Genomic DNA, 14,724 nt, shown 5'->3' on the forward strand with positions numbered 1-14,724 from the left:
GGAATACGGGATGTCCGCAGTCGCACAGGTTATTGACGTGAATGCCGCCGCCGAGACCGAGCAGGAGCTCACGGACGGCTTCCACCTGGTCATCGATGCGCTCAAACTGAACGATATCGACACCATTTACGGCGTACCCGGGATCCCGATTACGGATCTGGGTCGCATGGCGCAGGCCGAAGGCATCCGCGTCGTCTCGTTCCGCCATGAGCAGAACGCAGGCAACGCCGCCGCCATCGCCGGCTTTCTGACCAAGAAGCCGGGCGTGTGCCTCACCGTCTCGGCGCCGGGGTTCCTCAACGGCCTCACCGCCCTGGCGAACGCCACCACCAACTGCTTCCCCATGATCCTCATCTCCGGCTCGTCCGAGCGCGAGATCGTCGACCTCCAGCAGGGCGACTATGAGGAGATGGACCAGCTCGCCATTGCCAAGCCGCTCTGCAAGGCGGCCTTCCGCGTGCTGCACGCGGCCGATATCGGCATCGGCGTCGCCCGCGCCATCCGCGCGGCGGTCTCCGGCCGTCCCGGCGGCGTCTATCTCGACCTGCCGGCAAAGCTGTTCTCGCAGGTGATGGATGCCGATGCCGGCGCCAAGTCGCTGGTCAAGGTGATCGACGCCGCCCCGGCGCAGCTCCCCTCCCCCTCCGCCGTCACCCGCGCGCTCGACGTGCTGAAGTCGGCCAAGAAGCCGCTGATCATCCTCGGCAAGGGCGCCGCTTACGCGCAGGCCGATGCGGAGATCCGCTCCTTCATCGAAACCTCGGGCATCCCCTTCCTGCCGATGTCGATGGCCAAGGGCCTGCTGCCCGACAACCATCCGCTCTCGGCCGGCGCCGCCCGTTCGACGGTGCTGAAGGATTCGGACGTCGTCGTCCTCGTCGGCGCGCGCCTCAACTGGCTGCTGTCGCACGGCAAGGGCAAGACCTGGGGCGACGCCCCGAAGAAGTTCATCCAGATCGACATCGAGCCCAAGGAAATGGACTCGAATGTCGAGATCGCGGCGCCGCTGGTCGGCGACATCGGTTCGGTCATCGAGGCCCTGAACGAGGGCATCAAGACCGGCTGGAAGGCGCCTGCGGCCGAGTGGATCGACGCGATCAACGCCCGCAAGGAAGTCAATATCGGCAAGATGGCCCAGCGCCTGCTGAAGAACTCCACGCCGATGGATTTCCATTCGGCGCTCGGCGCTCTCAAGCAGGTCATCAAGGAGCGTCCGGACGCGATCCTCGTCAATGAGGGCGCCAACACGCTCGACCTCGCCCGCGGCGTGATCGACATGTACCAGCCGCGCAAGCGCCTGGACGTCGGCACCTGGGGCGTGATGGGCATCGGCATGGGCTTCGCCATCGGCGCGGCGGTGGAAACCGGCAAGCCGGTGCTGGCGGTCGAGGGCGACAGCGCCTTCGGCTTCTCCGGCATGGAAGTCGAGACCATCTGCCGCTACAACCTGCCGGTCTGCGTCGTTATCTTCAACAATAACGGCATCTATCGCGGCACCGACACCGACCCGACCGGTCGCGACCCCGGCACCACCGTCTTCGTCGCCGACTCGCGCTACGACAAGATGATGGAAGCCTTCGGCGGCGTCGGCGTCCACGTCACCACCCCGGACGAGCTCAAGCGCGCCGTGGACGAGGCGATGGACAGCGGCAAGCCGACCCTCATCAACGCCGTGATCGACCCGGCCGCCGGCAGCGAGAGCGGCAATATCGGCAGCCTCAACCCGCAGAGCGTCGTGAAGAAGAAGTAAGTCAAACCGGGACGGGTGGGGAGCGGCAATTTCCCCACCCGTCCCATCCCCTAAGTAACAACGACACAACGGCGAAAAGCCGGGTCATCTTGAGAGGAACCCCATGGGCAAGGCATTGGACGGCGTTCGCGTCCTCGATTTCACCCATGTTCAGTCCGGCCCCACCTGCACGCAGCTTCTCGCGTGGTTCGGGGCCGATGTGATCAAGGTAGAGCGTCCCGGCGAGGGTGATGTCACCCGCGCCCAGCTGCGCGATGTCCCCAATGCGGACAGCCTCTACTTCACGATGCTGAACTCCAACAAGCGCTCCATCACGCTCGACACCAAGAACCCCGAGGGCAAGAAGGTCCTCGAGGAGCTGGTGAAGATCTGCGACGTGATGGTCGAGAATTTCGCCCCCGGCGCGCTCGACCGCATGGGCTTCACCTGGGAGCGCATCCAGGAGCTCAACCCGCGCATCATCCTCGCCTCGGTGAAGGGCTTCGGCCCCGGCCCGTTCGAGGATTGCAAGGTCTATGAGAACGTCGCCCAGTGCACCGGCGGCTCGGCCTCGACCACGGGTTTCCGCGACGGCCTGCCGCTCGTCACCGCCGCCCAGATCGGCGACAGCGGCACCGGCCTGCACCTCGCCCTCGGCATCGTCACGGCGCTCTACCAGCGCACGCTGACCGGCCGCGGCCAGAAGGTGCTCTGCGCCATGCAGGACGCGGTGCTGAATTTCTGCCGCGTGAAGATGCGCGACCAGCAGCGCCTGGAGCGCGGCCCGCTGCGCGAATACAGCCAGTTCGGCGAGGGCCTGCCCTTCGGCGATTCGGTGCCGCGCGCCGGTAATGATTCCGGTGGCGGTCAGCCCGGGCGCATCCTGAAGTGCAAGGGCTGGGAGACCGATCCCAACGCCTATATCTATTTCATCACCCAGGCCCCGGTCTGGGGGAAGATTTGCGACGTCATCGGCGAGCCGGACTGGAAGACCGATCCGAACTACGCCACGCCGGCGGCGCGCCTGCCCCATCTCAACGAGATCTTCCACCGCGTCGAATCGTGGACCATGGCCCACACCAAGTTCGAGGCGATGGAAATCCTCAACAAGGTCGACATTCCCTGCGGCCCGGTGCTCTCGATGAAGGAGATCGCCGAGGACCAGTCGCTCTACGCGACCGGCACGCTGGTGGAGATCGACCACCCCACGCGCGGCAAGTACCTGACCGTCGGCAACCCGATCAAGCTGTCGGACAACGACGTCGAGGTCGAGCGCTCGCCGCTGCTGGGCGAGCACACCGAGGAAATTCTCGCCGGTGTCCTCGGCCTGGGTGGCGACGAGATCGCCCGCATCAAGGCCTCAGGCGCGGTCGGCGAGCCGGTGCGGTTGGCGGCCGAGTGAGCCTGTCCGCGTGAGGGCGGCCGCCCCGGGCGGCGGCCGTTTCGGAGGACATGACGGATTCGCGGCCGGCACTTTGGCGGCCGCGCGTGGCAGGAACCTCCCGGCGGCGGGAGGTGGAAAGTGACGAAGAGCCATGCGGAGCAAGGTCGACTGTACCCAGCTCGTGGCCTCCATCGGTGACGCCGTCGTGGTGTCGGATGCCGAGGGACGGATCACGCTCTGGAATGCGGCAGCCGAGCACATGTTCGGCTTCTCTGAGGACGAGGCCCTCGGCCAGTCGTTGGACCTGATCGTGCCGGAGCGCCAGCGCAAGCGGCACTGGGACGGTTACGCCGAGACGATGCGGTCGGGGCAGACCAAATACGGCACGCAGCTCCTGCGCGTGCCGGCACTGCACAAGGAAGGGCGGACGCTGTCCATCGCGTTCACGGTCGCCCTTCTGACGGACGAGACGGGCACCGCGCGGGAGATCGTGGCGGTGATCCGTGACGAGACAGTCCGCTGGGCCGAGGAGCGCGATCTGCGCCGGCGCCTGGCGGAGTGTGAGGCCAGGGTGGACGAAAAGAAGTCGTGAGTCGTTCCGAAGTCGATCACCCCCTGGGAGATGCAAGCCGGCGCCGTAACAGTGCCGGGGCGCATGGGGAGAAGTACGGTTTCCATCCGCGAGGGATGGGAAATCTCAATCCGGCGGCAGGGTGAGCCTCCGTCCGGACTGTTAACGCTAAAAGGGAAGTCGACTACAATGTCTAAGCCCCTCGAAGGTATTAAGATCATCGATTTCACGCACGTTCAGGCCGGTCCGGCCTGCACGCAGCTTCTTGCCTGGTTCGGCGCCGACGTGATCAAGGTCGAGCGCCCCGGCGCGGGCGACGTCACGCGCTCGCAGCTGCGTCATGTCAAGGACGCCGACGCGCTGTATTTCACCATGCTGAACTCCAACAAGCGTTCGCTGACGCTCGACACCAAGACGGCGCAGGGCAAGGAAGTCCTGACCAAGCTGATCAAGGAATCGGACGTGATGGTCGAGAATTTCGGCCCCGGCGCGCTCGACCGCATGGGCTTCACCTGGGAGCACATCCAGTCGCTCAACCCCGGCATGATCCTCGCCTCGGTGAAGGGCTTCTCGGAAGGCCACGCCTATGAGGACCTGAAGGTCTACGAGAACGTCGCGCAGTGCGCGGGCGGCGCCGCCTCCACCACCGGCTTCTGGGATGGCCCCCCCACCGTGTCGGCCGCCGCTCTCGGCGACTCGAACACCGGCATGCACCTCGCCATCGGCATCCTGACCGCGCTGCACCAGAAGGTGAAGACCGGCAAGGGCCAGAAGGTCGCCGTGTCGATGCAGGATTCGGTGCTCAACCTCTGCCGCGTCAAGCTGCGCGACCAGCAGCGCCTCGACGCTCTCGGCTATCTCGAAGAATACCCCCAGTACCCGCATGGCGAGTTCTCGGACGTGGTTCCGCGCGGCGGCAATGCCGGCGGCGGTGGCCAGCCGGGCTGGGTGCTGAAGTGCAAGGGCTGGGAGACCGATCCCAACGCCTATATCTACTTCACCATCCAGGGCCATGCCTGGGCGCCGATCTGCAAGGCGCTGGGCAAGCCGGAGTGGATCGACGACGCGGCCTACAACACCGCCGAAGCCCGTCAGGACAAGATCTTCGACATCTTCGCCTTCATCGAGTCCTGGCTCGCCGACAAGACGAAGTTCGAGGCCATCGACATCCTGCGCAAGTTCGACATCCCCTGCGCGCCGGTGCTGTCGATGAAGGAAATCGCCAACGACCCGTCGCTGCGCAAGAGCGGCACCGTGGTCGAGGTCGATCACCCCAAGCTCGGCAAGTATCTGACCGTCGGTTCGCCGATCAAGTTCTCGGACGTCGAAGTCGAGATCACCGCCTCGCCGCTGCTCGGCCAGCACACCAATGAAGTGCTCGCCGATCTCGGCTACTCGCAGGAAGAAATCGTCGCCCTGCACGACGCCAAGGCGGTCTGATCACCTCGGTCTAATGAGCTGTCGGAGCGGCGCCCGCGCCGCTCCTTGCCCGCAACGTGCGGGACCCAATCGGCCTTCCCCGTCACGCCGCGCGGTTCTGTGTGGCGGTGGGGAACAGCCAACGAGCCTCCCGGAGCAGGACGAAGGGTTTTCCCAACGTTCGGTTCCTCCTAGGCGACTAATGCCGGCGCATCCCGCGCCGGCTTTTTTTTTGTCGGCACGCAAGTCGTCATCCGGGAAGGGCGTCATCCGGGAAGGGCCTGTAAGCCCTCTCCGGGATCGTGAAACACAGGCGCGTTGAAACCATCCGGCTCGAAGGCTGCGCCTTCGTCCGGGATGACGACGGCCCGTAGCGAACCTTACCGCCCGGAATACTGCGTCGTCAGCCGCCGCGCGGCCTCGCGCACGCGGGCGCCGAGGTCGGCGATGCGCTCAGGGAGCATCCGCACGGTCGGGGCGGAGATCGAGATCGCCCCCACCGGCTCGCGCCATTCGTCCAGCACCGCCGCCGCGACGCAGCGCATGCCCGGCGTGTGCTCCTCATCGTCGATGGAAAAGCCGCGCTCGGCGATCTCGGCGAGGTCCGCCTGCAAGGCGCGCCGGCTAACATGGGTATGCTCGGTGAAGCGCTGCAGCTGGTCGCCGCCCAGCCAGGCGCGCCGCGCCTCCGGGTTCATCGCGGAGAGGATGGCCTTGCCGCCGCCCGAGGCGTGGATCGGCAGATCGCCGCCGATGCGGAAGAACGCCCGCACCGCCGCATGGCTTTCCACCTGCGCCACGCAGACCAGATGCGGCCCCTCGATCAGCGACAGGTTCACCGTCTCGTTCACCCCGTGCGAGAGCTCGCGCAGCAGCGAGCGGGCGATCTCGGGCAGCTTGCGGATGCGCAAATAGGCCGAGCCGACGCGGAACAGCCCGATGCCGACCATCCACAGCCCGGTCGCCGCGTCATGGCCGACCAGCCCACGCCGCTCCAGCGTGGTCAGCAGCCGATGCACGGTGGAGGTCGGCAGTTCGGCGGCGCGCGCCACCTCGCTCAGCGTCAGCCCGTCGGAGAGCGCCAGCACTTCCAAGAGCGCGATGGCGCGGTCGAGCGACTGCACCTCGCCGCCGCCCTCGGTGCCGGTGGCGGAGGAAGGGCGGCCACGGCGGCGCACGGTCGGGACGTCCTGGTTCATCCGCAGATCACCTCCGAAAATGGCGGGCGCGAACGCTCCACCCTACCCCAACTGCCCAAGCGACCCATCTTATGCCACCGCCCGGCCGCGTCGCGTCTCCGCATAAAGGCGCATCCGCTTATTTTTCGCAAACCAGAAATACATCCCGTATTGCGGAAATAGCTCCGGCGTGGCATGTTTTCCGCGATTTCGGAAATTCATTCCGCACTGCGGAAAGAATGATGCCGCTCCGCAGCATGCGCCCGGTTGCCTGAACCCGGCGCTGGATGAGGCGCGCGGCAGCCGGACAAACGTTTTGAACAGGTCGGAAAGGCCGGTGCCGGGCGCCGCCAGCCCCGTGAGGGGCGAGCCCCCACCAGCCGACGACACGAGGAGGAACTGCCATGGCCAAGATGCGTGCCGTCGATGCCGCGATCCGGATTCTCGCAATGGAAGGCGTCACCACCGCCTTCGGCGTGCCCGGTGCCGCGATCAATCCGCTCTATTCCGCGATGCGCGCCTATGGCCAGACGCGCCACATCCTGGCGCGCCATGTCGAGGCCGCCTCGCACATGGCCGAAGGCTACACCCGCGCCAAGGCCGGCAATATCGGCGTGTGCATCGGCACGTCAGGCCCCGCCGGCACCGACATGATCACCGGCCTCTATTCCGCCTCGGCCGATTCGATCCCGATCCTGTGCATCACCGGCCAGGCCCCGCGCGCGCGGCTCTACAAGGAAGACTTCCAGGCGGTCGACATCGAATCCATCGCCAAGCCGGTCGCCAAATGGGCGGTGCTGGTGCGTGAGCCGGCGCTGGTGCCGATGGTGTTCCAGCAGGCCTTCCACGTCATGCGCTCGGGCCGCCCCGGCCCGGTGCTGATCGACCTGCCGATCGACGTCCAGCTGGCCGAGATCGAGTTCGACGAGGAGACCTATTCCCCGCTCGAAGTCTACAAGCCCAAGGCGACGCGCAAGCAGGCCGAGAAGGCCATCGCCATGCTGAACGAGGCCGAGCGCCCGCTCATCGTCTCCGGCGGCGGCATCATCAATGCGGACGCTTCCGACAAGCTGGTCGAATTCGCCGAACTGACCGGCGTGCCTGTCATCCCCACCCTGATGGGCTGGGGCACCATCCCTGACGACCACGACCTGATGGCCGGCATGTGCGGCCTGCAGACCTCGCACCGCTATGGCAATGCCAACATGCTGGCCTCGGACTTCGTGTTCGGCATCGGCAATCGCTGGGCGAACCGCCACACCGGCTCGGTCGAGGTCTACACCAAGGGCCGCAAGTTCATTCACGTCGACATCGAGCCGACCCAGATCGGCCGCGTCTTTGGCCCCGATCTCGGCATCGTCTCCGATGCCGGCGCCGCGCTCGACCTGTTCCTCGACGTGGCGCGCGAATACAAGGCCGCCGGCAAGCTGAAGGACCGCTCCGCCTGGGCCAAGGAATGCCTCGACCGCAAGAAGACCATGCTGCGCAAGACGCATTTCGACAATGTGCCGCTGAAGCCCCAGCGCGTCTATGAAGAGATGAACGAGGCCTTCGGCCGCGACACCCGCTATGTCTCGACCATCGGCCTCAGCCAGATCGCCGGCGCGCAGATGCTGCATGTCTACAAGCCGCGCAACTGGATCAATTGCGGCCAGGCCGGCCCGCTCGGCTGGACCCTGCCGGCGGCGCTCGGCGTGCGCGCGGCGGACCCGGACGCGGAGATCGTGGCGCTGTCGGGCGATTATGACTTCCAGTTCCTCATCGAGGAGCTGGCGGTGGGCGCCCAGCACAAGCTGCCCTACATCCATGTGGTGGTGAACAACTCCTATCTCGGGCTGATCCGTCAGGCGCAGCGCGGCTTCAACATGGATTTTGAAGTCTCGCTCGCCTTCGACAACATCAATGCCGAGGAAAATGCCGGCTACGGCGTCGACCATGTGGCAGTGGCCGAGGGCCTTGGCTGCAAGGCGGTCCGTGTCTCCTCGCCGAACGAGTTCAAGGACGCCTTCGTCCGCGCCAAGGCGCTGATGCAGGAGCACCAGGTGCCTGTTGTGATGGAGTTCATCCTTGAGCGCGTCACCAACATCGCCATGGGCACCGAGATCGACGCGGTGAACGAGTTCGAAGACGTGCTCGACCTGCCGCTGGAAGGCGCCGCCAAGGCGTGAGAGCGGTTTCGCGCTCATTCGCGCGCCAAATAGCTTTACTTTCCTCTCCCCGTTGGGGAGAGGTCGCCGCGTAGCGGCGGGTGAGGGGAAAGCCTCCGCCCTGCGGTAGCCCCCCTCACCCCACCCCTCTCCCCGCCGGGGAGAGGGGGCCAGTCCATCTTCCGAATGCCCTAGGAGCGGTCCATGCCCCGTTTTGCCGCCAATCTCACCATGCTGTTCAACGAGGTGCCCTTCCTCGATCGTTTCGAGAAGGCCGCCGCCGCCGGCTTTACCGGCGTCGAATACCTGTTCCCCTACGACTTTCCGGTCGAGGAACTGGTCGCCAAGCTGAAGGCCAATAATCTTCAGCAGGTCCTGCACAATCTGCCGGCCGGCAATTGGGGCGGCGGCGAGCGCGGCATCGCGATCCTGCCCGAGCGGGTCGACGAGTTCCGCGCCGGCGTCGACAAGGCGATCGAGTACGCCACCGCTTTGGGCTGCCCGCAGGTCAACATCCTCGCCGGCATCGTGCCCGCCGGGGCCGATCGCGAAGTGCTGCACAACACCTTCGTCAACAACCTGAAGTTCGCCGCGCCGAAGATCAAGGAAGCCGGCCTCAAGCTGCTGATCGAGCCGATCAACACCCGCGACATTCCCGGCTTCTTCCTCAACTACACGAAGCAGGCGAAGGCGATCATCGAAGAGGTCGGCTCCGACAACCTCTTCATCCAGTACGACATCTACCACATGCAGATCATGGAGGGCGATCTCGCCCGCACCATCGAGGCGAACCTCGCCCAGATCGCGCATATCCAGCTCGCCGACAATCCCGGCCGCAACGAGCCCGGCACCGGCGAGATCAACTACCCCTTCCTGTTCCGCCATCTCGACGCCATCGGCTACGAGGGCTGGGTGGGCTGCGAATACAAGCCGAAGGGCGAAACCGGGGCAGGCCTCGGCTGGCTCAAGGAACTCGCCGGCGTGGCGTGAGGCCACGGCGGTCAAGAAACCGAATACGTCTGGGAAAACGAGGATAAGACGATGGCGAATGTTGGATTTGTCGGTCTCGGCATCATGGGCGCGCCCATGGCCGGTCATCTCATCGACGCCGGCCACACGCTCTATCTCTATGACGTCAAGCCGGTCCCGGCCGAGCTGACGGGCAAGGGCGGCGTCGCCTGCGCCAGCGGCACGGAAGTCGCCAAGAACGCCGACATCATCATCACCATGGTGCCGGATACCCCGCATGTCGCCGCCGCCCTGTTCGGCGAGAACGGCATCGCGGCGGGCCTCTCGGCCGGCAAGATCGTCGTCGACATGAGCTCGATCGCTCCGGTCGAGACGAAGGAGTTCGCCAAGAAGATCAACGAGCTCGGCTGCGACTATCTCGACGCCCCGGTGTCGGGTGGCGAAGTCGGCGCCAAGGCCGCCTCGCTCACCATCATGGTCGGCGGTCCGGAGGGCGCCTTCGCCACGGTGAAGCCGCTGTTCGAGAAGATGGGCAAGAACATCACCCTCGTCGGTGGCAATGGCGATGGCCAGACCACCAAGGTCGCCAACCAGATCATCGTCGCGCTGAACATCCTCGCCGTCGGCGAGGCGCTGCTGTTCGCCTCCAAGGCGGGCGCCGATCCGGCCAAGGTGCGCCAGGCGCTGATGGGCGGATTTGCCAATTCGCGCATTCTGGAAGTCCATGGCGAGCGGATGATCAACCGCACCTTCAACCCGGGCTTCCGCATCGAGCTGCACCAGAAGGACCTGAACCTCGCCCTGAACGGCGCGCGTCAGATGCAGATGGCGCTTCCCTCGACCGCGCTGGCGCAGCAGCTTTTCAGCACCTGCGCCGCCAATGGCGGCTCGGCCTGGGATCACTCCGCCCTGGTCAAGGCTCTGGAATTGATGGCAAATCACACCGTCGCGCCGGACGCCTGACACCATCTGAATTCATAATTCAGTACGACCTTCGGGGGCGCTTGGCGCCCCCGAACTGTTTGTGGCGAGAAAAGTAAGCATTGCTGTCCGGCCAGTGAAACGCGGCACCCCGCGCCGTCTTTTGCGTATTCATTCAGACAATTGTTCTGGCCTATACACCGTGGACAAGCCGGTCCCTCGCGAAGTAACTTAAGTGACACGTCGCAAACACGCCCCGCCAGGAAATGCGAAGCGGCTAAACATGCGCGACGTTTTATCACGCCCGTGCCTTCGCTCTTGACTAGGGGCTCATCGCACCTAATCATGGCATACAAAATACCAAACAAAATCCGGGCACCGCGGGGGTAGCCTGGATATAGGAGGGAGTCCCATGAAGGTCTGCATCTATGGTGCCGGCGCGATCGGCGGTTATGTCGGTGTTCAGCTCAAGCGGGCGGGCGTCGATGTCAGCCTCGTTGCCCGTGGCGCCCATCTCGAAGCCATGAAGAAGAACGGCCTCAAGCTGCTCATCGACGGCGAGGAGCGTGTCGAGCACATTCCCTGCTCCGACAACCCGGCCGAGCTTGGCCCGCAGGACTATGTCATCGTCGCCCTGAAGGCCCATTCGGTGCCGGGCGTGGTCGATGCCATGCAGCCGCTGCTGGGTAACGACACCGCCGTGGTCACTGCCGTCAACGGCGTGCCCTACTGGTACTACTACAAGCATGGCGACCATCTGGAGAACAAGACGCTGGAGAGCGTCGATCCCGGTGGCAAGCAGTGGGCGGGCCTGCGGCCCGAGCGCGCCATTGGCTGCATCGTCTATCCCGCCACCGAAGTGGTCGAGCCGGGCGTCATCAAGCACGTCTATGGCGACAAGTTCCCGCTGGGCGAGCCCTCGGGCGAGATCACCGAGCGCGCCACCAAGCTCTCGGAAGCCTTCGCGGCCGGCGGCATGCGCGCGCCCGTCCTGCCCAATATCCGCGACGAACTGTGGCTGAAGCTGTGGGGCAATCTCTGCTTCAACCCGATCAGCGCCCTCACCCACGCCACGCTCGACGTGATCGCCTCCGATCCCGGCACCCGTGCCGTGGCCAAGGCGATGATGCTTGAGGCGCAGGAAATCGCCGTCCAGTCCGGCGTGAACTTCCGCGTCGGCGTGGAGCGCCGCATCGATGGCGCGGGCGCGGTCGGCGCGCACAAGACCTCGATGCTGCAGGATCTCGAACGCTCCCGCGCCATGGAGATCGACGCGCTGGTCACGGTGGTCCAGGAAATGGGCCGCCTCGCCGGAATCCCGACCCCGACCCTCGACGTCGTGCTCGCCCTGGTTCGCCAGCGCGCGCAGATCGCCGGCTGCTACAACTGAGTTCGGCGACACATGGCACACTGGGTTCGTTACCAGCGCTCGGGCGCGGCCGGCTTCGGCACGCTTGAGGGCAACACCATCACCGTCCATAGCGGCGACATGTTCAATGGCGCCACGCCGACCGGAGAGCGCATCGCGCTCTCCGAGGTCGATCTCCTCGCCCCGACGGAGCCGACCAAGATCATCGCGCTGTGGAACAACTTCCATGCCCTGGCGGCGAAGCTCAATTCGCCCGTTCCGGCTGATCCGCTTTATCTGCTGAAAGCCGGCTCCTGCCTCACCAATCCCGGCGCCACCGTGCACCGGCCGGCCTCCTATGACGGCAAGGTCGTCTATGAGGGCGAACTCGGCATCGTCATCGGCAAGAAGGCGACTGCCGTCTCCGAGGACGAGGCGGGCGCGTACATCTTCGGCTACACCTGCGTGAACGACATCACCGCCGCCGACATCATCAACAAGGACGCCACCTTCGCCCAATGGGTGCGGGCCAAGAGCTTCGACGGCTTCGGCCCGTTCGGGCCCGTGGTGGCGACCGAGGTCGATCCGGCCAGTCTCGTCGTCTGCACCGTGCTCAATGGCGACGAGCGCCAGCGCTACCCGATCAGCGACATGGTGTTCTCGGCGCACCAACTGGTGAGCCGCATTTCGCACGATATGACGCTGAACCCCGGCGACATCATCTGCTGCGGCACGTCGGTGGGAGTCGGCGTGATGAAGGCCCCGACCAACACGGTGGACATCGTGATCGAGGGCATCGGGACGCTCAGCAACACATTCGTGCAGTAGCGGCATAGGGTGTCTGCGTTTCGGCGCAGTAGCGTCTTGGCGCGTCTGCGCCTATAGGGAAATAGGATACGCCAATCGACGGGAGAGCCTTCGGCAGCTCTCCCGACCGTCCGGTTGTGGAGGAGCGGATTTAATGAACATCCATGAATATCAGGCCAAGGGAGTCCTGCGCGAGTATGGGGTTCCGGTGCCGAATGGCGTCGCCATTCTCGACGGCTCCGAGGCGGAAGCCGCCGCGGCCAAGGTCGCCGGCCCCGTCTGGGTGGTGAAGAGCCAGATCCACGCCGGCGGGCGCGGCAAGGGCAAGTTCAAGGAAGCCGACGCGGGCGAGAAGGGCGGCGTGCGCGTCGTCAAGTCCGCCGCCGAGGCCGCCGCCAACGCCAAGCAGATTCTCGGCAAGACCCTCGTGACCATCCAGACCGGCCCGGCCGGCAAGCAGGTCAACCGGGTCTATATCGAGGAAGGCTCCGAAATCGAGAAGGAGTTCTACCTCTCCGCCCTGGTCGACCGCGCCACCTCGCGCGTCGCCTTCGTCGTGTCCACCGAAGGCGGCATGGACATCGAGGAAGTCGCCCACTCGACCCCTGAGAAGATCCACACCTTCTCGATCGACCCGGCCACCGGCGTGATGCCCCATCACGGCCGCACCGTCGCCCAGGCGCTCGGCCTCTCCGGCGACCTTGCCAAGCAGGCGGGCGACATCGTCTCCAAGCTCTATGCCGCCTTCATCGGCAAGGACATGGCGATGCTGGAGATCAACCCGCTGGTCGTCACCAAGGACGGCAAGCTGAAGTGCCTCGACGCCAAGATCTCCTTCGATTCCAACTCGCTCTACCGCCATGCGGAAATCGTCGCCCTGCGCGACGAGACCGAGGAAGACGCCAAGGAAATCGAAGCGTCGAAATATGACCTCGCCTATATCGCGCTCGACGGCTCGATCGGCTGCATGGTCAACGGCGCCGGCCTCGCCATGGCCACGCTCGACATCATCAAGCTCTACGGCGAAGAGCCCGCCAACTTCCTCGACGTCGGCGGCGGCGCCACGGAAGAGAAGGTGACGGCGGCGTTCCAGATCATCACCTCGGACCCGAGCGTGAAGGGCATTCTGGTCAACATCTTCGGCGGCATCATGAAGTGCGACGTCATCGCGCGCGGCGTCATCGCCGCGGTGAAGACGGTCGGGCTCAAGGTTCCGCTGGTGGTGCGCCTGGAAGGCACCAATGTCGAGGAAGGCAAGACCATCATCCGCGAGAGCGGCCTGAACGTCATTCCGGCGGACGACCTCGACGACGCCGCCCAGAAGATCGTCAAGGCTGTGCAGGGAGCCGCCTGATGTCCATTCTCATCAACAAGAACACCAAGATCATCACCCAGGGCTTCACCGGCAAGAACGGCACCTTCCACTCCGAGCAGGCCATGGCCTATGGCTCGCAGGTGGTCGGCGGCACTTCGCCGGGCAAGGGCGGCTCGGTCCATCTCGGCCTGCCGGTGTTCGACACCGTCGCCGAGGCGCGCGACAAGACCGGCGCCGATGCCTCGGTGATCTATGTCCCGCCCCCGGGCGCGGCGGATGCCATCTGCGAGGCGATCGCGGCGGAAATCCCGCTCATTGTCTGCATCACCGAGGGCATTCCGGTGCTCGACATGGTGAAGGTGCGCCGGGCGCTGGACGGTTCCAAGTCCCGTCTCGTCGGCCCCAACTGCCCCGGCATCGTCACCGCCGGCGAGTGCAAGATCGGCATCATGCCGGCCAACATCTTCAAGAAGGGCTCGGTCGGCGTCGTCTCGCGCTCCGGCACGCTGACCTATGAGGCGGTGTTCCAGACCTCGCAGGAGGGCCTGGGCCAGACCACCGCCGTCGGCATTGGCGGCGATCCGGTCAAGGGCACCGAGTTCATCGACATGCTGGAGATGTTCCTGGCCGATGACGCCACCGAATCGATCGTCATGATCGGCGAGATCGGCGGCTCGGCCGAGGAAGAAGCGGCCCAGTTCATCAAGGACGAGGCCAAGCGCGGCCGCAAGAAGCCCATGGTCGGCTTCATCGCCGGCCGCACGGCTCCCCCCGGCCGCCGCATGGGCCATGCCGGCGCCATCATCTCAGGCGGCAAGGGCGGCGCCGAGGACAAGATCGCGGCGATGGAAGAGGCCGGAATCGTGGTCTCCCCCTCCCCCGCGCGCCTCGGCAAGACGCTGGTCGAGGTCCTGAAGGGCCGCGCTGCCGCCTGAT

12 protein-coding genes are annotated in these 14,724 nt (G+C 65.5%); 11 read left to right on the plus strand and 1 reads right to left on the minus strand.

Features of this window, described 5'->3' with window-relative positions; genetic code table 11:
* Positions 1–10: 10 nt before the first annotated feature.
* The 4 genes from oxc to frc (A3M1_RS0103820) all read left to right on the plus strand — a co-directional run bounded on the left by oxc (position 11) and on the right by frc (A3M1_RS0103820) (position 5,124).
* Positions 11–1,750, plus strand: a complete 1,740-nt coding sequence (gene oxc, locus A3M1_RS0103805; RefSeq protein ID WP_018387629.1) for an oxalyl-CoA decarboxylase — start codon at positions 11–13, stop codon at positions 1,748–1,750.
* Positions 1,751–1,853: 103 nt separating this feature from the next.
* Positions 1,854–3,131 carry a formyl-CoA transferase gene (gene frc, locus A3M1_RS0103810; RefSeq protein WP_018387630.1) on the plus strand — a complete coding sequence of 426 codons (1,278 nt, stop codon included), beginning with the start codon at positions 1,854–1,856 and terminating at the stop codon, positions 3,129–3,131.
* Positions 3,132–3,264: 133 nt separating this feature from the next.
* Positions 3,265–3,705 (plus strand): PAS sensor domain-containing protein, encoded by a 441-nt coding sequence (locus A3M1_RS0103815; protein ID WP_018387631.1) that lies wholly within the window; start codon positions 3,265–3,267, stop codon positions 3,703–3,705.
* 168 nt (positions 3,706–3,873) lie between these two features.
* Positions 3,874–5,124, plus strand: coding sequence for a formyl-CoA transferase (frc, locus tag A3M1_RS0103820; RefSeq protein WP_018387632.1), 1,251 nt, complete (start codon positions 3,874–3,876; stop codon positions 5,122–5,124).
* Positions 5,125–5,483: 359 nt separating this feature from the next.
* On the opposite strand, the gene A3M1_RS0103825 is transcribed toward frc (A3M1_RS0103820), so the two are convergent.
* On the minus strand, positions 5,484–6,302 hold the full coding sequence (locus A3M1_RS0103825; protein ID WP_018387633.1) for an IclR family transcriptional regulator: 819 nt from the start codon (positions 6,300–6,302) through the stop codon (positions 5,484–5,486).
* 383 nt (positions 6,303–6,685) lie between these two features.
* Here A3M1_RS0103825 and gcl point away from each other — a divergent pair, with 383 nt between their 5' ends.
* From gcl to sucD, 7 genes are all read left to right on the plus strand, one after another.
* A complete protein-coding gene (gene gcl / locus A3M1_RS0103830) occupies positions 6,686–8,449 on the plus strand; it encodes a glyoxylate carboligase (RefSeq protein WP_018387634.1) in 1,764 nt (587 codons plus the stop codon).
* A gap of 183 nt (positions 8,450–8,632) precedes the next feature.
* Positions 8,633–9,418 carry a 2-oxo-tetronate isomerase gene (gene otnI / locus A3M1_RS0103835; protein ID WP_018387635.1) on the plus strand — a complete coding sequence of 262 codons (786 nt, stop codon included), beginning with the start codon at positions 8,633–8,635 and terminating at the stop codon, positions 9,416–9,418.
* Between the two features lie 51 nt (positions 9,419–9,469).
* Positions 9,470–10,360, plus strand: coding sequence for a 2-hydroxy-3-oxopropionate reductase (locus A3M1_RS0103840; RefSeq protein WP_018387636.1), 891 nt, complete (start codon positions 9,470–9,472; stop codon positions 10,358–10,360).
* Between the two features lie 370 nt (positions 10,361–10,730).
* Positions 10,731–11,708 (plus strand): 2-dehydropantoate 2-reductase, encoded by a 978-nt coding sequence (locus A3M1_RS0103845; protein ID WP_018387637.1) that lies wholly within the window; start codon positions 10,731–10,733, stop codon positions 11,706–11,708.
* 12 nt (positions 11,709–11,720) lie between these two features.
* Positions 11,721–12,494: a fumarylacetoacetate hydrolase family protein gene (locus A3M1_RS0103850; RefSeq protein ID WP_018387638.1), complete on the plus strand. Its 774-nt coding sequence runs from the start codon at positions 11,721–11,723 to the stop codon at positions 12,492–12,494.
* 133 nt (positions 12,495–12,627) lie between these two features.
* Entirely contained in the window at positions 12,628–13,827 is a 1,200-nt protein-coding gene (gene sucC / locus A3M1_RS0103855; protein WP_018387639.1) for an ADP-forming succinate--CoA ligase subunit beta, read from the plus strand.
* A complete protein-coding gene (gene sucD, locus A3M1_RS0103860) occupies positions 13,827–14,723 on the plus strand; it encodes a succinate--CoA ligase subunit alpha (protein WP_018387640.1) in 897 nt (298 codons plus the stop codon). The genes sucC and sucD overlap by 1 nt, the downstream gene beginning before the upstream one ends.
* Position 14,724 lies beyond the last annotated feature (1 nt).

It is taken from the genome of Ancylobacter sp. FA202, assembly GCF_000380205.1.
In the GTDB taxonomy this organism is placed as follows: Bacteria; Pseudomonadota; Alphaproteobacteria; order Rhizobiales; family Xanthobacteraceae; genus Ancylobacter.